Source organism: Peptoniphilus harei, from assembly GCF_900454685.1.
Lineage (GTDB): Bacteria > Bacillota > Clostridia > Tissierellales > Peptoniphilaceae > Peptoniphilus_A > Peptoniphilus_A harei.
This window is the reverse complement of sequence record NZ_UATM01000032.1, coordinates 840,512-865,277: the sequence shown is the minus strand read 5'-3', so window position 1 is coordinate 865,277 and position 24,766 is coordinate 840,512. Positions and strand designations below refer to the sequence as shown.

Below are 24,766 nucleotides of genomic sequence, written 5' to 3'. Positions count from 1 at the left end.
TGAATTTAAAAAGCAGAGTCTATCCAAAATTTAGACTCTGCTTTTTTTATTTATTTCTCATTACTAATTATTTCTTTTAACCTTGGCTCAAGTCTGGATATTATTCCAGTAACTAAGGCATTTCCCATCATAAAATATCTATTTCTTCTTGGCATTGTATCTGTCCAGTTAGGTGGAAACATTTGAATTAATTCGCACTCAACTGGAGTTAAAATTCTATATTTTTCAATATCTTTGTCATAAATTATATGCGACGACCTATTCGTTGTCCCTTCACTCGTAAGCATTGTTCTTGCAGGTTCATCTACATTTTCTGGGAAAGACATGGAACCTTCACTATAAATATATTTATGTCCATTTGCTGAAGTTCTTTCGATTCTCTTAGAACCTTTTAAATACTTCCATTTTTCAAGTTTTTCATCTTCTACAACAAATTCATCTAATGAGGTATTATATCCTTTAGCTTCATCTAGAACTCTTGAAAGTGTGTATTTGCTTTCTGATATTGGAATAATTTTAGAATGTTCGATTTCTCCATCAATCATTATACCTGATTCTAAAAATTTTCCATTATTAAAATTATTTGAAACATCTAGGATATCTTCATAATTATTTAAATTAATTGTTTCATGTTCTTTAATTTCTTCTACTGGGAATAAATCATTGAAAATATTCTTTTCATTTAAGTTTAAACTTCCTTCTTTTACCCATTGAGAAAATTGTGAATTATTTTTATAAGCAAAAATAAAAACTCTTCTTCTTTTTTGTGGCATCGAATAGTCCCCAGCATTTATAACTCTCCACTGAGCATCATAGCCTAATTCATTAAAAGTTTTTAACATTATAGCAAAGTCTCTTCCCCTTTGAGATGCTGGGGATTTCAAAAGTCTATCAACGTTTTCTAACAATATAAATGGAGATTTTTTTCAACTATTACATCTTTAATATCCCAAAACAAAACTCCCTTTTTACCCTCAATTCCCATTTCTTTAGATAAAGACCTAGCAACTGAATAATCTTGACATGGAAAACCACCAACCAATAGGGAGTGATCCGGTATTTCTTTTTTGTCAACTTTGTTTATATCTACATTTGAGTTTTTTTCTTCACCAAATCTTTTAACATAACACTCAAAAGCTGGCTGCATTTTTGTAGATGGTTCAAATTGATTTGCCCATACAAATTCCCAATCTCCTTTTTCAATTGCCAAACCATTTTCATCTATTGAGTCAATATGATTTAGTCCTACCCTAAAACCACCAACCCCTGCAAACAGTTCTGCTACTGTCAATTTCATCTATTCTTAATCTCTCCTTATATATCACTAACAATTTTTGCTATATAATCGTTATTTAGCCAAAAACATTGGCTAGTCATCTTATCCCCATTAGGCAATTCATCCATGTCGCTATCTTTTCCATTTCCATATCTTCTTCCATTTATTACATAAGCGCTTTTACTAGCGTGTGGCCTCATGTGGAATATCTTTGTATCTGTTTTCTTAGGCAAGTCATTTTTAACAATTTGTTTTCCATCTTTTTGCCTGCTTAAAGAAAATTTTACACCATTTATAAATTTTTCTTTATATGCATTCCATTCATTCTGTCCAGTTGTTTCTAACTCATCAATAGGCATATTCCAAAACTTAGATCCTGCTAAAGCATATTCACCATTTTTATTCTCTTTAAATACTACAAATAAAAAACGTGTTGTTTCAAAAAATTCATATTCATAAGAACTCTCAAAGTCTTGTTGAACAAAATCTTTTATATTAACTTTTGGAAAAGACATACTTTCCTTTGGTTTACCATTTTTCTGTAATCTAATTGTTTTTATAACAATGCTAGCCTTTTCAAATTCTTCAGAATTTTCTGTGTGAACACCTAAAATTCTATTAACTAAAGTTTTATTTATTTGTTTTGAAGTATTGTCTGTAGGTAAATTAAAAATTGTACAAAGTTCTTTTACGCTAAATCCCTTGTATTTATTAATTTTTGATATTACTTGTGAATCAAAATTTCCTTCTTTTAAATCCTCTTTACCAAAAATAGAATCATAACTCATTAATCCTGGCTTCACATATGAATTTAAAACATATGTCATATAAGATTGCTTAAAAGAAAAAGCTCTTCTTTTAGCTGGAATATCTGGATTATAATATTGCGGCTGTAAACTTTTCTTAGCTGTTGTCCCTTTTGTACATGCTCCAAGATACTTTGTATCACTTTCTGATAATTTGTGTGCATTACCAGAAACTACTTTTTCAACTATCGTCTTATAGTCTTCTAAAATGATTTCTAAATCTTTTTCGCACAAGTCACTATAAAGTTCATACAAATTTACAAAATCTATTTCATTTTCTATTCTTGGTTGACCCTTTAATCTGTGATACCAAACCATTAATATTTTACATATTTTCTTTTCTAGGTGGGAACCTTCGAACTCCAAATCAATAGGCTCATAGTTAGGAATCATAGAAATTACAAGTCTTTCTCCTGCCCTAATTCCCTTTTTAGTCTTTTCATATGGAGTTGTCTTTAATTCTACTCCAGCCTTATAAAAGTCTGGCTCTGGACTAGAGTTTGGTTTGTAAAAAAAAGTAATGCTCTTCTAATAAGTTTCCTAGCGATCCTTTTTTCCTTGGGTTATTGTAACTAACAACTTCTTCCTCAAAAAAACTTCCATTAGAATCTTCAATATTATTAGATAAAACATCTACAAATCTCAACCCAATTAAATTTTTTGCATATCTTAATATATCTCTTGGACTTGAATCATCATATGGTAATTTTTTCATTCTATGCCCTCTCTTTAAAGAAAATAAAATAAATTTCAAACATTGAACTCATTCAAGTAATAATTATATCAGATATTCTACATTCTAAAAAATCAATTATTTTACAAGTTATTCCCTTTCATCCTATAATAAATCTAGGTGATTTTTGAAATTTTTTATTCTCATTTTATTTTTGATAAATATTTTTTACAACTTCTCTCTCAAGAGGAAGAATATTGTATTTGTTAAGCTTGAGAAGAAGTTTTTATTTATTATTGGTCTCTTTGGTCTTCTTGTCCTCTTTATGACTTATCGGTTTTCTTCTAGGTCGACACTAGACTTTCTTTTGGCCCTATCATCTATTGTTTTACTTTTTTCTATCATCTCATCCCCTGGTATAAGGGCTGATGGCCTTAATATTTTTATGTGGTCTACGACTATAATTAAGTTCGCTCCTTTTGATAAAATCGAAAGTATCAAAATTGATTCTTTTTACGATGACAAAGTTATTCTTAGTCTTCATACTTTTTCTAATTTACACAAGTTTACTTTTGATTCAAAATATAAGAATGAAATTGAAAATTTAATTGAAAATTTTTTATAAATAATAGGTCGATTAAAGTCGACCTTTTTTTATTTTTTTAATTTTAAGTTTTGTCTTCTATAAATTTTTTTATTTTTATTTTTTTGTAGTACTTCTGTTTTTTTTTCAAGATTTCTTTCTTCCTCTCTTTTTATAAGTCTCTTTCAATTGACAACTGGGCTAAATAATTGTATAATCGAAAAAATTACTTTTAACATTTTACTTATATATGTAAGGTTTTTTTTGATAGTTATTAATTGAGTTTTAATTCACAATTTTTTGATTTAAGAATTAATTTCTAATTCACAAATTTATTTGACTTAAGAATTGAATTTTAATTCACAATTTTTTTGACTTTAGAATTATTTTCTAATTAACAAATTTATTTAACTTAACAATTAATTTCTAATTATAAAATTATTTGAAATAACAATTAATTTACAAATCAAAAATTTTTCATTTTGTTAAAAGTTTTTTACTTATTTACATTTACTACAAAGGAGAAAGAGATGAAAGTCGCAAAATTTGGTGGCAGTTCACTTGCCGATGCTCGCCAGCTGAAAAAAGTTAAGGATATTATTCTGGAAGATGACGCTAGAAAGTACATCGTAGTTTCTGCGCCTGGAAAAGGAGTTAACAACAATCACAAGGTCACTGACCTTCTAGCAATGTGCCATGAGCTAAGTGCGCACGAATTGAATTTTAATGAAGTTTACAAGATCATCGAGAATGTTTTTAAAAATATTGTTGATGATCTTGTTTTGGATATAGACATTGATAAGATTCTTGCCGAGGTCAAAGATGAGATTACAAATGGAGCAAGCTACGACTTTGTTATAAGCCGTGGCGAGTTTATTAGCGCCCAAGTCCTTGCAGCCTATCTTGGCTTTGACTTTGTGGACGCAAGGGACTTAATTGTATTTACAAATGGTGTCGTTGACCTTCCTAAGTCTGAAGATAAAATTAAGGACATTCTCACTAAACATGAGAATGCTGTTGTCCCAGGTTTTTATGGTGAGAACGAGGAAGGCAAGGTCAAAACTTTTTCTCGTGGTGGGTCTGATGTAACTGGTTCTATTATTGCCTCTGCCCTCGATGCTGAAATGTATGAAAATTTCACTGACGTGTCTGGCTTTTTGGTTGCTGACCCAAAAATCGTCAAGGACTCCTCTCCTATTGGGACAATTACTTACAAGGAGTTGAGGGAGCTTTCCTACATGGGAGCCAAGGTCTTACACGAAGAAGCCATCTTCCCACTCAGGGACAAAAATATTCCTATAAATATAAAAAATACTAATGCCCCTCACGAAGAAGGAACTTTGATTCTTTCTAAGTGTGACATAAAAAATAAAAATATCTTAACTGGTATTTCGGGCAAAAAAGATTTCACTGTTATAAATCTTGAAAAGGTAAATATGAATACTGAGAAGGACTTCTTCAGAAAGCTAACTACAGTTTTTGAGTCCAATGATATTTCCATTGAGCACATGCCTTCAAGCATTGACTCTGTTTCTGTCCTTGTGGCAGATTCCTATATCACACCAAAGCTTGACAAGGTTCTTGAAGAGTTAAAGATTTATCTAAACGTAGACAACATTTCTTGGGAAAGGGACATCTCCCTCATTGCCGTTGTTGGTCGTGGCATGATCAATGAAAAGGGCGTGTCTTCTAGGACTTTTACTGCCCTTGCAAGAGAAGGGGTTAATATAAAGATGATTAGCCAGGGTTCCAGCGAAATAAATATTATTATTGGTGTTGAAACTCAAGATTTTGAAAAAGCAATTCGCGCAATTTATGAAGAATTTTATAAGGAGGACTAAGGATGAAGGTTAATGTAGCAGTTGTTGGTGCAACTGGACTTGTTGGAAGCATGATGTTAAAGGTTTTAAGTGAAGAAAATTTCCCAATTGACAATTTATACTTGTTTAGCTCAAAAAAATCGGCTGGCAAAAAAATTGAATATTGTGGCAAAGAATACACTGTTGAAGAATTAAAGGAAGATTCCTTTGAAGGAAGGGATATTAAGATTGCCCTCTTCTCTGCTGGTGGCTCTGTAAGTGAAAAGTTCGCTCCTATAGCTGCTAAGGCTGGAGTAACTGTTGTTGACAACTCATCTGCCTTTAGGATGGACCCAGAAGTTCCACTAGTTGTTCCAGAAATTAATCCTGAAGATATTAAGGACAACAAGGGAATTATTGCAAACCCAAATTGTTCAACTATACAATCTGTACTTCCACTTAAACCAATTCACGACAAGTACAAGATCAAGAGGGTAATTTATTCTACTTACCAATCTGTTTCTGGATCTGGCATAAAGGGAATCTCTGACTTAGAAGAAGGCACTCAGCTTGCCTACAAGTATCCAATTAAGAACAACTGCATTCCACAAATTGATGTCTTCTTAGACAATGGTTACTCCAAGGAAGAAATGAAGATGATTAACGAAACTAAAAAAATCCTTCACGACGACTCTATCCTTGTTACTGCCACAACAGTTCGTGTCCCAGTTAAGTTCTCCCACTCAATTTCTATTAACGTTGAAGTGGAAAATCCTTTTGAAGTTGATGATGTGAAGAAAATTATTGGAGACTACCCTGGCATGGTACTAGAAGATGATCTTGCCAATGAAGTTTATCCAATGCCTTTAATGTCAGCTGATAAGAATGAAGTTTTTGTTGGCAGGATTAGACGTGACTTCACTGTAGAAAACGGCCTAAACCTTTGGTCTTGTGCTGACAACATTAGGAAGGGAGCTGCAACTAACGCAGTGCAAATTGCTAAAAAAGTCTTGGAGGTTTAAGTTGAAAATTGCAATAATGGGCTTTGGCACTGTGGGAACAGGTGTCGAAGAAATTTTATACAAGAAGAGGGAGTCCCTCTTAAAAAATAATTTTGATATAAAAATTGAAAAAGTTTTAATTAGAAATAAAAATAAAAAAAGGTCTCCCCTTGATGGTGACCTTGCCTTCACAGATGATTTTGACGAAATTTTAAATTCTGATGTGGATACAGTTATTGATGTGACTTCAAGTCTTGAAGAAACTTATGAGAGAATTGTTAAATTAATGGAAGCTGGCAAAAATATTGTAACTGCCAACAAAGCCGTAGTTTCAAAATACTTTGAAGAGTTAAATGAACTTGCAAGAGAAAAAAATATTTATTTTTCTTATGAAGCTGCAGTTGCTGGTGCAATCCCAGTAATCCATCCTCTAATGGAAGAGGCCTTCTTCAGCGAAATGAATAAGATCCAAGGAATTTTAAATGGAACTTCCAACTACATCCTTTCAAAGATGGAAGTTGAAGGCTCATCCTATGACGAGGTCTTAAAAGAAGCCCAAGAGCTTGGCTATGCAGAAGCAGATCCTACTGCTGATGTTGGAGGCTTTGATGCCATGAGAAAGATAAGAATTTTATCTTCTCTTATTTACAATTCAAATATCAATGAAGATGAGATTTTTACTTTTGGCATTGAAAATGTAAAGAAAGCTGATTTTGATTTTGCAAAAGAAAGAGGCTACTCCATTAGGGTCCTTGCCAAGTCAGAACTAGCAAATGATAAGATAAATATTTCTGTGATTCCTACTTTTGTTAGGGATAATTTCTTTGCAAAAACTTTTGGTGGAACTAACGGAGTTAAGGTCTGGGGAGAAAACTTCACTTCCTACGAACTCAAGGGTCCTGGAGCAGGCAAGCTTGAAACTGCCGATGCAGTTATGCGTGACCTTTTGAGAATCCTTGCAAAAAGAGAAATAAAAACTTTTTATGACGCAGGAAATTCCTATGAAGTTGAAAATAATTTGGAAAACAAATTTTATGTGAGGACTTCTGAAGTCTCTCCTGAACTAAAAGACTTAATAGAAGAAGAAAAAATTATAAATGACGAACACCTAATAATTACAAAAAAAGTTTCCCTTGATAACTTGAGAGCTTCCCTTGGTAATCTCGACAAAGTTTTCTTGGCAGAAATTGAGGAGGATTTATGAAATTTTTATCAACAAGAAATTCAAATTTAAAAATTTCTGGCAGAGAAGCCATTGTCAAAGGAATCTCTGAAGACGGCGGTCTCTTTGTCCCAGAATCCTTCCCTGCCTTTGACATAATGGAGAACTTGGACCTGTCTTACACAGACTTGGCCCACAAAATTCTTTCACTTTATCTCACAGACTTTGACAAGGACGACTTGTTAGGGCTTATAGAAAAATCCTACGCATCCTTTGAAGATGAAATTGCAAAAGTTTCTTACCAAAAGGATTTTTACCTGGAACTTTATCATGGCAGGACTTCTGCCTTTAAGGACTTTGCACTTTGCCTTCTTCCAAACCTCTTGGCCTATGCCAAAAAATCTCTTGGTATCAAGGACAAAACCCTTATTTTGACTGCAACATCTGGCGACACAGGTAAGGCTGCCCTAGAAGGTTTTTACAACACAGAAGACATTGACATCTTGGTCTTATACCCAACAGAAGGTGTGAGTTCCATCCAAAAGGCCCAAATGGATACAACAGGATCTTTAAATTCAAAGGTTATTTCCATTGATGGCAACTTCGACGATGCCCAATCTGCTGTGAAAAAAATATTTAACGATGAAAAGATAAAAGAAGAGCTTAAAGAGGAAAATATTTATCTTTCTTCTGCCAACTCCATAAACATTGGCAGGCTCCTTCCCCAAATCATCTACTATTTTTATTCCTACGCAGACTTAGTCAAGAATAAAAAAATAAGTGGCGGAGAAAAAATCTCCTACTGTGTTCCTACGGGAAACTTTGGAGACATCTTGGCGGGATATTACGCAAAGGAAATGGGACTTCCAATAGACAATCTTGTCATTGCATCAAATGATAACAATGTTTTGACAGACTTTTTCACTAGTGGAAGATACGATGCCAACAGGGACCTTGTAAAGACAATTTCTCCTTCCATGGACATCTTGGTTTCATCAAACCTTGAAAGACTAATCTTCCACAAGTCATCTGATGAAGTCGTTAAAGAAAAAATGGCTGACTTAAAAGACAAGGGTCTCTTTGAATTTAAGAGCGACTTCCATGAATTCTTGTGTGGTTTTGCCAAGGAAGATGAGACAAGGGAAACTATTAAGAAGGTCTTTGAAGAAGAAAATTATTTGATGGATCCCCACACAGGAGTTGCAAAAAATATTGTAGACAAGCTTGGACTTCATAAGACAGTAATCTTATCAACAGCAAGTCCCTACAAGTTTTCTTCTACAGTCTTAGGAGCTTTAGGGGAAAATCTTTCAGATGATGAGTTTGAAAATATTGATATCCTTCACGAAAAAACTGGAGTTAAGATTCCATCTGAAATTAAAAAATTAAAAAATAAAAAAATTCTTCACAAGACAAAAATTCTTAAAAATGAAATTGAAGAAGAGGTCTTAAAATTTGCAAGACGTGGCAAGAGAATTTCCGTCCCAGCCACTTCAGCCAACCTTGGACCTGGCTTTGACGTCCTTGGTCTTGCCCTTGACCTTGCCAACACTTGTGAGTTTAAGTTAAGTGATGACAAAAATGAATTTGAAAATAATATAAATTCAAATTTAATCTACAAGGCCTACAAGTATGCCTTTGACTTCTATGGAGAGGAAGCCCTTCCTGTGGACTTTAATGTGGACACCAATGTTCCACTTTCTCGTGGTCTTGGATCATCAGCTTCCTGCATTGTCATGGGGATCATGGCTGCCTTTGATGTCATGAAGAGAGACTTTGACAAGAAGGAAATTTTGAAACTTGCAACAAAGATGGAAGGCCACCCAGACAATGTAGCTCCAGCAATTTTTGGCAATGCTGTGGCATCAATCCTAAAGGATGATCAAGTTTACCTAGAAGAATTTGAAGTTTCAAATAATTTTAAATTCTTGGCAATAATTCCTGACTTCAAACTTCCAACAAAAGAAGCAAGAGATGCCTTGCCAAAGACTTACTCAAAGGAAGATGCTGTCTTTAACCTTTCAAGACTTTCCATGGTAATCTTGTCATTAATCTCTGGCAATGAAGAAAACTTAAAAGTTGCCCTTGATGATAAAATTCACGAGCCTTACAGGTTAAAATTAATTCCAGAAATCGATGATATTGAAAAAATTATTGATGATTCAGAAGCACTTGGCCACTACCTAAGTGGTGCCGGATCCACTATTATGGTGGTCTTAAAGGCAGACGACAATACTTCAGAAGACCAAATCAAAAATAAATTAGATAAGCTTTCAAATTCTTATGAAGTAAGACTTCTTGATATTGATGAGAAGGGTGCCTTCATAATTTAAAAATTAATTTTACAAAAAGTTTATAAATTAAAATTTTTAAAGCAAGGCCGTATTGTCGACCTTGCTCTTTATTTATATGACAATTTCTGGTAAAATAATTCTAAATTATTTTAAAAAAATGTGAAAGGAGCACTCATGAAAAATTTTAAGGTCAGAGACCTTGTCATCACTTCACTATTTATTGCACTTGTATATGTATTCACTTGGCTGGTAAAAATCCAACTCCCCTTCTCCCCCAACGGAGGCCTGATTCACTTGGGCAATGTCCCCTTCTTCTTGGCTGCCATATTTTTTGACAAGAGAGTGGGCATGACAGCAGGAGCTTTGGGCATGGGCCTATTTGACTTAACAAGTGGATGGATTCTTTGGTCACCAATGACTGTGATCTCAGCCCTAATCATGGGCTACATCTTAAACAAGATGAACTACAAGAAGCACAATCTTAAAAGTTTAATTACATCTTTTATACTTGTTGCCCTTGTAAAAGTTGTGGTTTACTACATAGGAGAAATTTTTATCTTGTCTTCACTTGTCGCACCCCTTGCGTCAATACCAGGCAACCTAATTCAAATTGCAGTTTCATCTGTCATAGTCCTTGTGGTTTTTAAACCCATGGAAAAAGTTTTTAATAACATAAGATAAAAACATAAAAAAAAGATAGCTAGATTAAATTTTCTAGCTATCTTTCTTTTTTTATAAAATTTTCTTTTAGTCTCTATAATCGATTTTAAAATAATCTAAATATGCCTTAAACCTATCTTGTGCTGAAAGACAAGTTTCTACCAAGAATCCTCTTTCTTTTTTGTATTCTGCAAGTCCCCTATAATAGAAAAATTTTAAGTCTTCGCTAATTATAAAGGGAACAAAGTCATACTTGAGACACTCTTTAAAAATAATAAGCCTTCCGACTCTACCATTCCCATCTTGGAAAGGATGAATTTTTTCAAACCTATAGTGGAAGTCAATTATATCTTCAAGTCTTTTCTCTTTCTTCTCATTGTAAGAATCTAGAAGTTTTTTCATTTCATGTGGCACATCTTCAGGCGAAGTCGTTTCATTTCCACCAACTTCATTTGGATAAGCCTTATAATCTCCAACCCTAAACCAATCTAGCTTGGAGTCACTTGTGCCAGCTTTTAAAGCCTTGTGAAGGTCTTTTATATAAGCTTCTGTCAATTCTTCGTCGTAGGAATCTATGACCTTATCAATTGATTGAAAATGATTTAAGGTTTCTATAATGTCATCGACATTTACTGATTCATTGACACCAAGGGTGTTGGTTTCAAATATCATCCTAGTTTGGTCTTCAGTCAACTTGCTTCCTTCTATGTGATTAGAGTTGTAAGTGAATTCAACTTGGAGTTTGTGATATATTCCACCACTTATTTTATTGTTTTTTTCATATTTTAAAACGTCTAATAATTTTCTACTCATAGGATCCTTACATTCCTTTAATTAATATTCACTAACCAATCGGACAAAATATCAAATAGATTTAAACTATTTTAAAAGATATAAAAAAATTTAATCTAAAAATTATCTTGGATAATAACTTCCCTATTTTTATTTATGTCCTCGGCCTTCTTTAGCATTCTCTCAAGGTCTTCCTCGTCAAAATCGTAAACAGAGTTACAGAAGTAGCAATTCACTTCTGCCTTCTTGTCTTCTTCTAGAATTTTTTTAATTTCTTGTGGTCCAACTGACACAATGGCATCTTCAACTTTTTCACGAGAGCAGTTGCACTTGTACTCAATTTCTCTCTTTTCAAGAACCTTGTAGTTCATGCCTTCCATTAAGATTTCAATTAACTTTTCTGCATCGTGGTACTCATCAATCACTGAAGTTACGTTGTTTAGCTTTTTCAAGTTTTCCTCTAGCTTTGCAATCTCTTCTTCCCTACAGTCTGGCATTAGTTGAACTATAAAGCCACCTGCTGCCTTGATTGAATAGTCAACATCAACAAGGACTCCAAGACCAACTGCTGATGGAACTTGGTCTGATTGCAAGAAATAAACTGCAAGATCTTCTGCGATTTCACCACTTGTCAGGTTAACTGTTCCTGTGTAAGGCTTCTTCATTCCAACGTCCATTGTCATAGTTAGGGTTCCTTGGCCAACGGCTCCAGCAACATCAATCTTTCCGTCATACTCTCTTATTGGAAGGTCGGCTCCTGGTCTTGAAACGTAGCCCTTTACATAACCGTCGTTTTTACAAGTTGCAACAATTGGACCTGCTGGACCATCTCCATTTATGGAAATAGTTACTGAATCCCTTTCATTTTTTTGCCATGATCCAATAATTGCTGTTGCAGTTAAAACTCTTCCCAGGGCTGCTGCAGTTGTCTTTGATAGTTTGTGAATCTTTGCTGCCTCTTCAACTACGTCAGTTGTTATGGCAGTAGAAATTTTTATAGTTTCTGTCTCATCTATTGCTCTTAAAATATATCCCAAATTTACCTCCTTGCGGCTATTGTGTATCTAGAAGTTTCATCACTTGCTTCTTTAAAGTCATAGTCATCATAAACTTCCATATCACAAAATCCAATTTCTTCTAAAATATTTTTCACATAAGAAAGGTCATAGGCCCTCTCTAGGTGCTCTTCATAAAATCTCTTGTAATTATTGTCTTCAGTGTTTCTGAAAAAATTAACTCCATAAGTGTTTAGCTTTGATTCTTCATCAAAAATATTTTCCCAAATATAGAAGACATCTTCAACTTCGTCAACAGTTACAGGGTCAATGTTCTTGAACTTGTACTCTGTGTTTAAGTCAAAGATAAAAATCCCACCATCTCTTAAGTGGTCATAGGCTGATTTTAGGGCAGCCTCAAAGTCTTCCCTCTCTATTAAATAATTTAAGCTGTCACCAACTGAGACTATGGTGTCATAAGTTGATGGGGCAGAAAAACCTGCCATGTTTTGCTTAAAAAGTCTTAAGTTCCTACTTCTAATCTTATTTTCACAAACTGCCAACATGTCCTCTGAAAGGTCAAAGGCATGGACCTTGTAGTCCTTGACTAGCTTTTCTGTGAGACCTCCAGTCCCACAGGCCATTTCTAAAATTAAGTCAGCTTCTAGAGATTTTTTCCCCAGAAGCTCTCCTATAAATTTATAAATTTTTTCGTAGTCAAGGTCATACATGAGCTTGTCGTAAAAATAAGCAAAATCTCCGTACATCATGATCTAGCTTCAAGCTCCTTCAAAATTTCTTGTAATACCCTAGTGGAATTTTCGTGGATGACTACATCGGCACGCCTATCCATAGGTGTTGGGTCGTTGTTTATTATAATCAAGTGGTCCACATAGTTTGGCAAGAAATTTACTGGTGAAACTGTAAGAGATGATCCAACTACAATTAAGGTTTCAGTAGAGTCAAGTTCCCTTGCTCCCCTTTCAAAATCATCTGGCATCATGTCGCCAAACATCACAACATTAGGTCTGATCACTCCACCACATTCATCACACTTAGGTGGAATTTCTCCAGCTTCAACCTTTTCTCTCATTACAGTAAAAGGATATTCCTTACCACACTTCATGCAGTGGGTTCCACGAGTTTCTCCGTGAACTTCGTAAATATTTTTAGACCCAGCCTTGGCATGAAGGTTGTCAATATTTTGTGTGATTATACCAGCAAGATAACCTTCCTCTTCCATCTTGGCAAGAGCCTTGTGGCCTCCGTTTGGTTCTTGGTCATTTAAGTCTTCTAAAATCTTGTAGCCTTCCTTATAAAAAATTTCTGGATGGTTTAAAAGTCTGTCCTTGGAAAGGGCAAGGGCTGGGTCCATCTTGGAATAATATCCAGATGATGACCTGAAGTCAGGAATACCTGAATCTGTAGAAATACCTGCGCCAGTTAGGGCAAAAACTTTCTTTGATTTTAAAATTAAATCTGCTGCTTCTCTAATCTTATCCATATCCTATCTCCTTAAAAAACAATGTAGTGATAGATGAAATACAAAATCACAAGGGCAATGAGAGGAACAAAGTTGAATAAATCAATTGCTTCCACGTCCCTATATCTTATCTTAACCTGACCTTCAGACTTGTTCTCCTCCTTCAAACTTTTCATGATAAACCTGCCAAGGATTATTGAAAAAATTGAAAGGACAACTAGAATTATAATTATTGAAAGCTCAAGAGATCCTATCTCACGAGAAAACTTCGTCTGTCTCAAAAAGTTAAAGACCCTTTCGTTAACGTATCTTGCCGACAAAACTGCAAGAACATTGTTGACAAAGTGGGCCAAGATTGCAGGCAAAATTGAACCTGTGACTTCAATTAAACTTGCAAACAAAAGTCCCAACAAGAAGGGTGCTATAAAATTTTGGATATCAAAGTGGAAGAGGGCAAAGACAAGGGCCGATACCACTATGGCAAACCTCTCTCCATAAACATTGTAGGCATTGGTAAGAGTTCCTCTAAAGAAAACTTCTTCACAAATTGCCGGCACAAGGCACATGAAAATCAAATAATTAAAAATTGGAACATTTTGTAGCATTAGCTCCATGGGAAAATTTTTGTATTCAATAAAATTTGAAAGAAGGGACAAAAATACTCCGTTGAAAAGCAAGATCACAGGATAAATTAATATCACAAGGATTATTGTAAGTCCCAGGCTCTTCATTGGGGCCTTCTTGATCTTTAGGACCTCTTTTATTCTTCCTGTTGAGGAAATTAAAAGGGCTGGAATCAAAACTATACCCACTTCTGTTATAAAAGTCCCCCAAAAGCTAAAACGTTCCTGGATGTTAAATCCAATTGTCAAAAATATAATTGCAAGGACAAGGGTCAAGGAGTTGACACTCATCACATTTAAAGTCTTCTTCTTAAAGTTTTTCATTTTTTTCTGTGTAAGTGTAAATGTAAGGGACATTTCTGTAGTGGTCCCCATAGTTTAGGCCGTAACCAACTATAAAGAGGTCCTCGATTTCAAAGCCAACGTAGTCGGCACTTACATCTGCCTCTCTCCTTGAAGGCTTGTCCAACAAGACACAAGTCTTTAAAGTTTTTGGCTTGTAAGTCATTAACTTTTCCTTCACTGCGTAGAGGGTGTTGCCTGTGTCCAATATGTCGTCAACTATTAAGACATTTCTGCCCTCGATATTAGTGCGAAGGTCTGTCAAGAACCTAACTTCTCCACTTGAGCTTTCGCTATGACCATAACTTGAAGTTGTCAAAAAATCTATTTCAACTAATCTATCTATCTCTCTAACTAAGTCTGCTGCAAAGATAAAACTTCCCCTTAAAAGAGAAATAACTACGAAATCATCTTCGAAGTCTTTTTCTATCATCTTGCCCAGGCTTACAACTTTTTCTTTGATCTCTTCACGAGAAAATAAAATTTCTTTTTCCATAATTCCTCCACCTACATTATATCAAAAACTTGTAAAAATTCATCTTTAATTGCCTTTATGAGCCTGGCTTTGGTATAATTACTTGGAAGGTGATCTTATGAAAAAAAGTTCTTTTGAACTTGCATTAAATAAATTATTAATCCTCTACATAATAGATAATTTCAATCACAGGCTCAAGGAAAATGACCTGTCCTATTTTGTATTGGATATTGAGCTCTTTAATTATTTTTATTTCAAACAATATTTAAAGGAGCTAGAGTCAACAGGCCTTGTCCTCTTTGACGACGATAAAAAATATTATCTTTCAGAAGATGGGACAAAGACCCTAAATATTTTCTATGAGCAAATACCTGAAGAGAATATAAAATTTTTAGACGAGAAGATGGAGACCTACCACCACGACTTGCTCTTAAAAAATTCTGTATCAGGTCAAGTCATTGAAAGAGATGGAAGCCACTACGCTCATTTAAAAATTAGGGATGACGAGATTGATGTTCTTGATTTAAAAATTGAAGCATCAGACCCCACTATGGCGAAAAAAATAACCGCCAATTTCAAAAAAAATCCTGAAGATATTTATTCAGAGATCTTGAGAATTTTGACAGAAGAAGACAGTAAATAAGCATAAGAAAAAGGACCGCGAAGGTCCTCTTTTTTTGAGATTTGGAAAAATATATTTTTACTTTTTTATTTACAAATTTATTTTAAATTGCGTAGTCCCTCATATTTCTTCCTGCAATGGCAACTGTTGAGGCATTGTGGAGGAAGGCTGAACGAGTATTTGTCACGTAACCCAATACTCCTAGGATAATTAGGGCCCCGTTAAATGAAATAATTTCCCTGTAATTTCTGTGGATCCTTCTCTCAAGTCCTCTTGCAATTTTTATTGCATCAACAAGTTCCTTTAAGGAGTCGGACTTAATGGATATGTCTGCAATTTCTTTTGCTATGTCTGCACCTTCATGCATGGAGATGCCCACATCTGCCGATGATAGGGCAATGGAGTCGTTGATTCCGTCTCCAATCATGACAACAGTCCTGCCTGCTTCCCTTTCCCTGTCTACATAATTTTTCTTGTCTTCGGGCAAGACTTGTGACTCATAATAATCAAGTTCAAGCTCTTCTGCCACAGCTCTTGCAGAGTTCTCTGCGTCGCCAGTTAGCATGGCAATTTTTGTAAATCCAAGTTGTCTTAGGGCATCAATAGTAAGTTTTGCATCTTCACGCACTGGATCTTTTATACAAATTACTGCAATTAATTTCTCATCATAGGCTAGGTATAAGAGTGAGTAGTCTTCCTTTAACTCTTCAATCTTATCTTCTTGGGCCTTGTCGATTTGAATCTTTTCATCTTCAAGTATGAAGTGAGCCGATCCAATTAAGGCAGGTCTTCCCTCAATACTTGATTTTATTCCATGAGCCACAATATATTCTGGCTTCGAGTGCATCTCTTCATGCTTGAGGTCCTTATCCTTAGCGGCCTTAACAACTGCATTGGCAATGGAATGTGGGAAGTGTTCTTCAAGACAGGCTGCAATCCTTAGACATTCATCTTCATCGTGGTCGTAAAAGGCAATTACCTTCTCAACCTTTGGCTCTGACTTTGTAAGAGTTCCAGTCTTATCAAAGACTATGGAGTCAGCTTGGGCCAACTTTTCAAGATACCTTCCACCCTTTACAAGGATTTCTCTTTCTGATGCCGACGAAATTGCCTTCATTGTTGCAATTGGCATTGTAAGTTTTAGGGCACAAGAGAAGTCCACCATTAAAAAGGACTTGGCCTTGATAAAGTTTCTTGTCAAAAGATAAGTTAGGCCTGCCCCAAGGAAGGAATATTTTACAATAGAATCTGCAAGAGATTCTGCCCTCTTTTCTGCAAGGGATTTGTTCTTTTCACTTTCTCCAATTAATTCTATTATGTGGTTGATTCTTGAGTCGTCATATTTTTTTGCAGTCCTCACTAAAATGGCTCCCTCTTCAAGGGCAGTGCCTGCAAAGACAGTCTTGCCTTCAGTCTTCTTAACAGGAAGTGACTCGCCAGTTAGGGATGCCTCGTTGACCATGCCGTAGCCCCTAATTATTTCTCCGTCAACAGGAATAGTTGACCCCATGTCGACTTCAACAAGCTCGCCAATTTCTACATCTTCAAGCTTCTTTAAATACTTCTTATCTCCATCAAGAACAAAGACCTTATCAACGTTTAACTTCAATGACTGAGCCAGGTTATCCTTGGACTTCTTTAGGGTGTAGTCTTCTAGTTCTTCGCCAAGTTCTAGTAAGAACATAATGCTGCCTGCATCAGCAAACTCTCCATCCAGTATCGAAACTCCAATAGCTGTGGCATCCAGTAGACTGACGTCAAGTTTTCTGTTCTTAAGACTTCTTAAACCAGCCTTGATGTAAGGGATTGATTTTATAACTACGCCAAGAGGTCTCAAGGGCATTGGCATAATTTTTGTAAAGAAAATCCTCCTATACATTGCATCACGCAAGATATGAAAGACTTCCCTATCATTTTGTGGGACAAAGTCTGAATCATCAATTTCAAAGTCATCTAAGTCACTTAAGTCAAAGTTTAAGATAAATCTTGCTATCTTTGGCAGAAATTTTTCTTCATAAGATACGACTATAGAATTAGCTAGGGGAGAAATTTTACAAAACTTAACTCCCTCAAGCTCTTCAATCTTGTATTTTAATTTATTTACATTGGATTCTGGCAGGATCCCTTCATAGGTGAAGCGAGTCCTTCCAAGAGTCCTACTAGCAATAGAAGCAATCATTTTAGTCTTCTACTTCTTCTTCAACAACTTCTTCTTCTACTTCTGCTTGGGAAACTTTTTCTATATCTAATTGAGCCTTTCTTTCAGCTTCCTTCTTTTCATCTTCTGCCTTTTTTACTTTTGCTTCAGCAAGAATGTCTTCACTAGAAACTTTTACAGCTTCAAGGTTTTTGTCGATACCTTCTTTGATTTTTAGGCCACCAGCTACTGTGTTAACTGCTAATTTTTTTGCAGTTTCTGATGTAAGAATTTTTCCACCAAGAGCACCTGCTACTAAACCTAGTCCTAAATTAATTAATCTCTTGTTCATAATATCCTCCTAATAAAATCTATTTTAAGGATATAATAGCATTTATTTTTTTTATTTTTTAAGAATATAAATCTTAATATTTTTAAAAAATAAAACAAAAAAGGACCGCGAAGGTCCTCTTTTTGTGTCTCTAAAATTTATGAAATTAATTTTTCTTTGACTTCTTTAAAAGTAATTCAAAGGTCGTTCCTTTACCAAGTTGTGAATAAATCTTTACCTTTCCGTCTATATTTTGCAGGATGTGTTTTACTATGGAGAGGCCAAGACCTGTTCCACCAACCCTACGTGACCTAGACTTGTCTACCCTGTAAAATCTTTCAAAAATCCTTGCAAGGTCTTCTTGAGGGATTCCAATTCCTGTGTCAGCAATGTGAACCTTGTAATTCTCCTCTTCTTCAGAAATTTTTATGTCAAGCCTTCCTCCTTCTTTGTTGTACTTAAGTCCGTTGTTGATTAAGTTGGAGAAGAGCTCCCAAATCATAGTCCTGTTTTCAAAAAGACTGCCATCCCCCTCAAAGTTAACCTTAATATTTTTTTCTTCAATTAAGCCTTCATAGCCCTTTAGGATTTCAGAAATTATTTCCCTTAGGTCAACTTCTTCCTTGTCATAGTCTCCTGCATTTTCAAGGCCAGAAATTTTCATAATGTCTTCCACAAGACTTAGTAGTCTCTTGGAATCATTGTAAATTAATTTATAAAAACCTTCCTTGTCCTTGTCTTCTACCAAGTTGTTGACAAGAAGTTCTGAGAAACCAGAGATTGATGTAAGGGGAGTCTTTAACTCGTGACTAACATTGGATGAAAATTCTTCACGAAGTCTTAGGGCCCTGATTTCTTCCGTCTCATCAATAAATAAGATCAAAAGTCCCCTAACCCTCTTGTCTTCAAAGACTGGATTTACGTAACACTTGTAGTCCCTGTTGCCAATTCTCGTTATGGCTTCAGTGCTCTTGCCCTCAAGGGCCTCATCAGCCATTTTTAAAATTTCTTCATCTCTAATGAGATTTATAATATTTTCTCCAAGAATGTCTCTCTTTGAATTAAAGATTTCTCTTGCAGAGTCATTTACTGTCAAGAGATTTTTGTTTTCGTCAACAATAACAAGGGACTCCCTCATATTTTTTAAAATCGTATTTATTGTGTCTCTTTCTCTGGCAATCTCCTTGTAGTTTTCATCAATAGTTAGCTTTTGCCTTTTAATCCTATTTATAAAGGGACTAATCTCTGGAAAAATATTTGTGTCAATATTTATCAAGTCTTCTTCAAGATTGTTTAGTGGATCAAAGGTCTTTTTGGTTAAACTACTTGAAACAAAAGCTGCAACAACAAATATCACAAGGGACATTAATATATCAAGAGGAAGGACCTTGGTGAAGGCACCAACTAAGTTGTCCATTTCTCTTGAAATCCTAATCATATTTCCATCATCAAGCCTTAGGCTGACATAGTAGAGGTCCTTGGATAGGGTGTTGGAATATCTTTCCACTTGCGCGTAGCCAAGTTTTTTTGCTTCAATAACTTCTGGCCTGTCCTTGTGAGATGGCAAGAGTTTTACATCCTTCTTTGAATCATAAAGGACTTCTCCATCTTCTCTTATCAAGGTTATCCTAAAGTCTAATTTTTTATTTGCAAGTCCTTCCAAGTAAGCAATGTCATCTTCATGCTTGTTGAGACTTTCTCCCATAGTCATGACAATGTTTCTCAAGTCCTCGTTGGACCTCTTGGCGTAACCAGAATAAAATACAAACATGGAAGCCACAGTTGATAAAAATAAAGTCAAGAGGGCAATTCCAAGGAGGTATCTGAAAAATCTTTTTTTCATCTCATTCCTCCTTGGTCATCATGTAACCAATTCCCCTAATGGTTTTGATGCATCCCCTCTTGTCACCAAGCTTATCTCTTATTAACTTTATGTGCATGTCCACAGTCCTAGTTTCTCCCTCATAGTCGTAACCCCAAATTTCTGTCAAGAGTTTCTCACGAGAGATAACTATGTCCTTATTTAGAATTAAATATTTTAAAACTTCATACTCCTTTAAGCTAAAGTCAACTTGAGCACCATCAATAGTGACAGACCTGTTCTTGTCTTTTATAACAATCCCATTGTAGTCAAGGACTCCTGTGTCCTTTGGCTTTTTGCTAGCTCGTCTTTCCACTGCCCCAACTCTTGATAAAAGTTCCATGACAGAGAATGGCTTCTTGATGTAATCGTCTGCTCCTTCGTCAAGGGCAGAAATCACGTCGTATTCTGAAGTCTTGGCAGTTATCATTATGACCCAGGTGTCAGAAGTTTCTTCTCTCTCCCTAAGCCTTTTTAAAATCTCGATTCCGTCCATGTCGGGAAGCATTATGTCAAGGAGGACTAAATCAGGCCTTTTTTCTTCAAGAACTTTAAAGAAGTCCTTGCCCTTTTCAAAGGCTCTGACCTCGTAACCCTTAGTGTTTAAAGAGTATTCAATTAATTTTAAAATCGATGTATCATCTTCAACAAGATAAATTAGCATAAAATCATCCTTATTTTTTGATTTTTAATTAGCTTCTTGAACCTTCTATAGTAAAGATCACCCAGTAAGCAATGTTAACTCCATGATCAGAAATTCTTTCCAAGTACTTGGCAATCATTATATAATCAATGGCAGCTGCTGGATTAAAATCTGACTTTATTATATCAATTAATTGGTCTCTTATCATTACAAAATAATTGTCAATAACATCATCTTCGTCATCAATTTTCTTTGCAAGATCAAGATCTAAGTTTACAAAGGAATCAATGGACCTATTTAAAAGATTAACTGTTGCCTCTGCCATTTCCTTTATAAGAGGTAGGCTTGTAGTGTCACCGTCATCAGCTAGGCCCATGCAAATTTCTGCAATATCTCTTGCGTTATCCCCAATTCTTTCTAAGTCAGTAATCATCTTTAAGGCAGAAGAGACCCTCCTAAGGTCACTTGCTGCTGGTTGTTGCTCTACAAAAATTTTAAGGCATTGGTCTTGAATAATTTTTTCGTATTGGTCTGTTCTCTTTTCATCTTGGATGACTTCTTCTGCAATATCCTTGTCCTTTTCATCTAAAAGTGAAATTGCCTTTTTAATTGCAGATTCATTTAAACTTGCCATCTCTAAGACCAAGTCATTTAAGTGCCTTAATTCATCATCAAATCTTTTTCTCATTAGCCGAACCTTCCTGTTACATATAATTCTGTTTTTTCTTCCCTTGGGTTTGTAAAGATATCTACAGTATTTCCCTTTTCAACAATAACTCCATTTAAGAAGAAGGCAGTTTGATCTGAAATTCTTGATGCCTGTTGCATGTTGTGGGTTACCATTACAATTGTGTACTTGTCCTTTAAATCTTGGGCAAGGTCCTCAATTTTTCCTGTGGAAATTGGGTCAAGGGCAGATGTTGGTTCGTCCATTAATATAACTTCTGGATTAACTGCAAGAGCTCTTGCTATACAAAGTCTTTGTTGTTGCCCACCTGATATGGAAAGGGCAGACTTTTTTAAGTCATCTTTTACTTCATCCCAAATGGCAGCTTGCTTAAGTGATGACTCAACAATTTCATCAAGCTCAGCCTTGTTTTTTATCCCATGGGTCTTTGGTCCATAGGCGATGTTTTCGTAGATGCTCATTGGGAACGGATTAGGTTGTTGGAAGACCATACCCACTCTTTTCCTAAGTTTATTTACATCATAATTCTTGGCGTAGATGTCATCGCCATCGAGTTTTATTTCTCCATCAATCTTGCAGCCAACAACTAGGTCGTTCATCCTATTTAAACATTTTAATAGGGTAGACTTGCCGCAACCTGATGGCCCAATAAAGGAAAGAATTTCTCTTTCTCTTATGTCTAAGTTTATATTGTGAAGAGCTTGAAAGTCTCCGTAGAAGAGATCAAGATCCTTAACGCTCATTTTTGTATTCATTATTCAACCTCACTAAGTTTGTTTGCAAGTTTTGTAGAAGACCAGTTTATTATTAAAACTAAAATCAAGAGGACCATGCCAGTTGCATAGGCTTCTCCAACGTGCTTTCCTTCTGATGAAAGAACGTACATGTGAAGAGCAAGAGTCCTTGATGATGATCTAATAGATGTTGGAAGAGATGTTGCTGTTCCCAGTGTGTACATAAGGGCAGCAGTTTCTCCAACTACACGGCCAACAGATAAAATTATGCCTGATAAAATCCCTGGGATTGCTATAGGAAGTACAACCTTAAAGATTGTCCTAAGCTTACCTGCACCAAGGGCAAGGGAACCTTGTCTCACTGATGGGTGAACTGACTTTAAAGCTTCTTCAGTTGACCTGATAATAATTGGCAAGATCATTATAGAAACTGTTAGAACACCAGAAATTACTGAAAATCCCATTTTTAATTTTAGTCCAAAGAATAACATTCCAAAGAGTCCGTATACAATGGAAGGAATACCTGCAAGAGTTTCTGTTGCAAGTCTTATTGCCTTTACTAGTTTGTTTTCCACCCTTGTGTACTCAACTAAAAATATTGCAGTAAAAATTCCAATAGGTGATGCCAGTAAAATTGAAAGGACAACTGTTAAAAGTGTTGTTACAATGGCAGGACCCATGGATAGATTTTCTGTTGAATAGTTAAGAGACAACATACTCGGTCTAAAGGATAGGGCTCCCTTTACTACAACAAATATAACTATAAAGACTAGGACTCCAAGAGTCATAGCTGAAAATAGTCTCGTTGTTATTTTATAAAAGGACATCTTGCCAACAAAGTGAAGTCCAAGAATTGAAATTATAAATAGGGCCAAGAGACCTAGGGCAATTATTTTAGTCATTTTTTTCCCTCCTGTTCTTAACTATGAAGAAACTTGTATTTATTATTAAGATAAAAATAAATAGGACTCCTGCTGTTGCTATTAGGGCTTGCCTGTGGTCGCCAGCAGCGTAAGCCATTTCCAATACAATATTTGTAGTCATAGTTCTAATTCCCTTGAGAGGGTTAAGTGTAAGTCTTGTTTGGTTACCAGCAACAAGGATTACTGCCATAGTTTCACCAATGGCACGACCAATTCCAAGTATAATTCCTGCAAAAATTCCTGATCTTGCAGCAGGTATCATAACTCTTGTTATAGTTTCATCGTGAGATGCCCCAAGAGAAAGTGAGCCTGAGTAATAAGACTTTGGCACAGTTCTAAGTGAAGCTTCTGCCATAGAAATTATTGTTGGTAGGATCATTATTAAAAGCAAGATTGATGCACTTAAAATATTCATCCCATTTCCACCAAAGATAGACTTGTTAATAGGAACAATAATTGTTAGGGCAAAGAAACCATAAACTATTGATGGAATCCCTGTCATTAAATTAAGTCCTGGTTTTAAAATTTTGTAAAATTTTTTGGGACAATCAAAGGCCAAGTAGGCTGCCACCATAATGGCAACTGGCACTGCTCCCAAACAAGATAGGGCTGTAATAATTATTGAGCCAAGAATCATGGATAAGATTCCATAAGTTGGCGGTTGATTCATAGGTGCCCAAGAGTCGTTAAATATAAAATCCTTCACTCCAACTTTACCAAAAAATTCTATTGAATCTTTGAAGATAAAGGTACAAATTAGGAGTAAGAAGAAAATTGAAAGTACAGAACAAAGTAGGAAGAAGTACTTAGATACTTCTTCCCACGAAAATGTCCTGGTCCTCTTGTCATCTCGAGGGGCCTTTATATTAATATTTTCCATTTTATTTCCTTTGCATTTTTTATTTTGCAAGTCCTGACCACTCAGTTAATTCTCCAGTAAAGATTTTTTGTAAATCATCCATAGTCACATCTTCACAAGCATTTTCTTTATTTACAATAACTGCGATACCATCTCTTGCAATAACTGTGAAATCAAGAGCATTCTTTTCTTCGTCCTTAAGTTCTCTTGATGCCATACCAATTTGTGCAGTTCCTTCCATTGCAGCAGTCATACCAGCTGATGAACCATTAGATTGGATATCAATCACAACATTAGGGTTCTTTGCCTTGTAAGCTTCAACAAGTTTTTCCATAAGAGGAGTAACAGAAGTTGAACCTGCAACAGTTAATTTTGCATCGCTATCAATTGGTTCATAAGTTTCGCCCTTAGCGTCTCCAACGTAACCTTCTTCTTCACAAATTTTTTGTCCTTCGTCAGACATGATAAATTTAACTAAGTCCATTGATTTTTCATCTACATCTTTTTTGTAAGCTAGGTTAAAAGGTCTAGAAAGCTTATAAGAGTTTGACTTAATGTTTTCTGGAGTAGCTTCAACTCCTTCAACCTTTAGAGCCTTAACATCGTCGTTTAAAGATCCAAGAGAAATGTAACCAATTGAACCTGCATCATTTTGTACAGTAGTAAGAACTGCATCAGTGGAAGATTGAACAGCAGCTTCTTCATAAGTCTTGTCAACTTCCTTGTCGCCTTCCTTAACAAGAACTCCTGTTAGTTCAGTGAAGGCTGATCTTGTACCTGAACCTTGTTCTCTTGATATAACGTTAATTGTTCCAAGATCTTTTCCTTCTGCACCTGCAGCTCCACCAGCATTAGCAGTGGCATTTTCCTTTTTATTTCCTCCACAAGCAACAAGACTTGCACCTAGAGCAAGAACTACAGCAATCTTTCCAAAACTTTTTAACTTCATTAATTTTCATCCTTTCAAAACTTAATTTTATTTTTTATTTCATGGTCATTATAAT

At 35.4% G+C, this 24,766-nt stretch carries 24 protein-coding genes and 1 pseudogene; 6 read left to right on the top strand and 19 right to left on the bottom strand.

The window, feature by feature from the left end:
* Window positions 1-50: 50 nt before the first annotated feature.
* From dcm to DRZ96_RS10580, 4 genes and pseudogenes are all read right to left on the bottom strand, one after another.
* Window positions 51-1,297 (bottom strand): annotated as a pseudogene (gene dcm, locus DRZ96_RS05490) (DNA (cytosine-5-)-methyltransferase).
* 17 nt (window positions 1,298-1,314) lie between these two features.
* A complete protein-coding gene (locus DRZ96_RS05485) occupies window positions 1,315-2,604 on the bottom strand; it encodes a Sau3AI family type II restriction endonuclease (RefSeq protein ID WP_201621272.1) in 1,290 nt (429 codons plus the stop codon).
* Window positions 2,576-2,797, bottom strand: coding sequence for a hypothetical protein (locus DRZ96_RS10755; protein WP_201621232.1), 222 nt, complete (start codon window positions 2,795-2,797; stop codon window positions 2,576-2,578). Before DRZ96_RS10755 ends, DRZ96_RS05485 begins: the two co-directional genes overlap by 29 nt.
* A gap of 288 nt (window positions 2,798-3,085) precedes the next feature.
* The gene (locus DRZ96_RS10580) at window positions 3,086-3,256 is read right to left on the bottom strand and encodes a hypothetical protein (protein WP_172605466.1); all 171 of its coding nucleotides are present in this window, start codon (window positions 3,254-3,256) and stop codon (window positions 3,086-3,088) included.
* 612 nt (window positions 3,257-3,868) lie between these two features.
* Here DRZ96_RS10580 and DRZ96_RS05475 point away from each other — a divergent pair.
* The 5 genes from DRZ96_RS05475 (at window position 3,869) to DRZ96_RS05455 (ending at window position 10,275) form a co-directional block, all read left to right on the top strand.
* Window positions 3,869-5,179 (top strand): aspartate kinase, encoded by a 1,311-nt coding sequence (locus tag DRZ96_RS05475; RefSeq protein WP_112889882.1) that lies wholly within the window; start codon window positions 3,869-3,871, stop codon window positions 5,177-5,179.
* A gap of 2 nt (window positions 5,180-5,181) precedes the next feature.
* Window positions 5,182-6,159, top strand: coding sequence for an aspartate-semialdehyde dehydrogenase (locus DRZ96_RS05470; protein ID WP_112889881.1), 978 nt, complete (start codon window positions 5,182-5,184; stop codon window positions 6,157-6,159).
* 1 nt (window position 6,160) lies between these two features.
* Complete coding sequence (locus DRZ96_RS05465; protein WP_112889880.1) at window positions 6,161-7,342, top strand: homoserine dehydrogenase; 1,182 nt, start codon at window positions 6,161-6,163, stop codon at window positions 7,340-7,342.
* Window positions 7,339-9,633: a homoserine kinase gene (thrB, locus tag DRZ96_RS05460; protein WP_112889879.1), complete on the top strand. Its 2,295-nt coding sequence runs from the start codon at window positions 7,339-7,341 to the stop codon at window positions 9,631-9,633. The genes DRZ96_RS05465 and thrB overlap by 4 nt, the downstream gene beginning before the upstream one ends.
* Window positions 9,634-9,768: 135 nt before the next feature.
* Entirely contained in the window at window positions 9,769-10,275 is a 507-nt protein-coding gene (locus DRZ96_RS05455) for an ECF transporter S component (RefSeq protein WP_112889878.1), read from the top strand.
* 66 nt (window positions 10,276-10,341) lie between these two features.
* Here the strand turns inward: DRZ96_RS05455 and DRZ96_RS05450 are convergent, their stop codons facing one another.
* The 6 genes from DRZ96_RS05450 to hpt form a co-directional block, all read right to left on the bottom strand.
* Window positions 10,342-11,067 carry a Fic family protein gene (locus tag DRZ96_RS05450; protein ID WP_112889877.1) on the bottom strand — a complete coding sequence of 242 codons (726 nt, stop codon included), beginning with the start codon at window positions 11,065-11,067 and terminating at the stop codon, window positions 10,342-10,344.
* Window positions 11,068-11,162: 95 nt separating this feature from the next.
* Window positions 11,163-12,083 (bottom strand): Hsp33 family molecular chaperone HslO, encoded by a 921-nt coding sequence (gene hslO / locus DRZ96_RS05445; RefSeq protein ID WP_112889876.1) that lies wholly within the window; start codon window positions 12,081-12,083, stop codon window positions 11,163-11,165.
* Between the two features lie 2 nt (window positions 12,084-12,085).
* A complete protein-coding gene (locus DRZ96_RS05440) occupies window positions 12,086-12,811 on the bottom strand; it encodes a class I SAM-dependent DNA methyltransferase (protein WP_112889875.1) in 726 nt (241 codons plus the stop codon).
* Window positions 12,808-13,545 carry an SIR2 family NAD-dependent protein deacylase gene (locus tag DRZ96_RS05435; protein ID WP_112889874.1) on the bottom strand — a complete coding sequence of 246 codons (738 nt, stop codon included), beginning with the start codon at window positions 13,543-13,545 and terminating at the stop codon, window positions 12,808-12,810. The genes DRZ96_RS05440 and DRZ96_RS05435 overlap by 4 nt, the downstream gene beginning before the upstream one ends.
* Window positions 13,546-13,556: 11 nt before the next feature.
* Window positions 13,557-14,471 (bottom strand): type II CAAX endopeptidase family protein, encoded by a 915-nt coding sequence (locus DRZ96_RS05430; RefSeq protein ID WP_112890574.1) that lies wholly within the window; start codon window positions 14,469-14,471, stop codon window positions 13,557-13,559.
* Window positions 14,458-14,985, bottom strand: coding sequence for a hypoxanthine phosphoribosyltransferase (gene hpt, locus DRZ96_RS05425; RefSeq protein ID WP_112889873.1), 528 nt, complete (start codon window positions 14,983-14,985; stop codon window positions 14,458-14,460). Before hpt ends, DRZ96_RS05430 begins: the two co-directional genes overlap by 14 nt.
* Before the next feature lie 97 nt (window positions 14,986-15,082).
* On the opposite strand from hpt, the gene DRZ96_RS05420 reads away from it, so the two are divergent.
* A complete protein-coding gene (locus DRZ96_RS05420; protein WP_112889872.1) occupies window positions 15,083-15,607 on the top strand; it encodes a DUF4364 family protein in 525 nt (174 codons plus the stop codon).
* Window positions 15,608-15,689: 82 nt separating this feature from the next.
* On the opposite strand, the gene DRZ96_RS05415 is transcribed toward DRZ96_RS05420, so the two are convergent.
* The 9 genes from DRZ96_RS05415 to DRZ96_RS05375 form a co-directional block, all read right to left on the bottom strand.
* Window positions 15,690-17,765 (bottom strand): heavy metal translocating P-type ATPase, encoded by a 2,076-nt coding sequence (locus DRZ96_RS05415; RefSeq protein ID WP_112889871.1) that lies wholly within the window; start codon window positions 17,763-17,765, stop codon window positions 15,690-15,692.
* A gap of 1 nt (window position 17,766) precedes the next feature.
* On the bottom strand, window positions 17,767-18,075 hold the full coding sequence (locus DRZ96_RS05410; protein WP_112889870.1) for a DUF6110 family protein: 309 nt from the start codon (window positions 18,073-18,075) through the stop codon (window positions 17,767-17,769).
* A gap of 145 nt (window positions 18,076-18,220) precedes the next feature.
* Window positions 18,221-19,897 carry a sensor histidine kinase gene (locus DRZ96_RS05405; RefSeq protein WP_112889869.1) on the bottom strand — a complete coding sequence of 559 codons (1,677 nt, stop codon included), beginning with the start codon at window positions 19,895-19,897 and terminating at the stop codon, window positions 18,221-18,223.
* Between the two features lies 1 nt (window position 19,898).
* Window positions 19,899-20,579, bottom strand: a complete 681-nt coding sequence (locus DRZ96_RS05400; protein ID WP_070700433.1) for a response regulator transcription factor — start codon at window positions 20,577-20,579, stop codon at window positions 19,899-19,901.
* A 28-nt stretch (window positions 20,580-20,607) separates the two neighbouring features.
* Window positions 20,608-21,246 (bottom strand): phosphate signaling complex protein PhoU, encoded by a 639-nt coding sequence (phoU, locus tag DRZ96_RS05395; protein ID WP_112889868.1) that lies wholly within the window; start codon window positions 21,244-21,246, stop codon window positions 20,608-20,610.
* Window positions 21,246-22,001, bottom strand: a complete 756-nt coding sequence (pstB, locus tag DRZ96_RS05390; RefSeq protein ID WP_070700427.1) for a phosphate ABC transporter ATP-binding protein PstB — start codon at window positions 21,999-22,001, stop codon at window positions 21,246-21,248. The genes phoU and pstB overlap by 1 nt, the downstream gene beginning before the upstream one ends.
* Window positions 22,001-22,882 carry a phosphate ABC transporter permease PstA gene (pstA, locus tag DRZ96_RS05385; RefSeq protein ID WP_112889867.1) on the bottom strand — a complete coding sequence of 294 codons (882 nt, stop codon included), beginning with the start codon at window positions 22,880-22,882 and terminating at the stop codon, window positions 22,001-22,003. The genes pstB and pstA overlap by 1 nt, the downstream gene beginning before the upstream one ends.
* Window positions 22,875-23,783 carry a phosphate ABC transporter permease subunit PstC gene (gene pstC, locus DRZ96_RS05380; protein ID WP_112890573.1) on the bottom strand — a complete coding sequence of 303 codons (909 nt, stop codon included), beginning with the start codon at window positions 23,781-23,783 and terminating at the stop codon, window positions 22,875-22,877. Before pstC ends, pstA begins: the two co-directional genes overlap by 8 nt.
* A 19-nt stretch (window positions 23,784-23,802) precedes the next feature.
* Window positions 23,803-24,711 carry a substrate-binding domain-containing protein gene (locus DRZ96_RS05375; RefSeq protein ID WP_112889255.1) on the bottom strand — a complete coding sequence of 303 codons (909 nt, stop codon included), beginning with the start codon at window positions 24,709-24,711 and terminating at the stop codon, window positions 23,803-23,805.
* Window positions 24,712-24,766 lie beyond the last annotated feature (55 nt).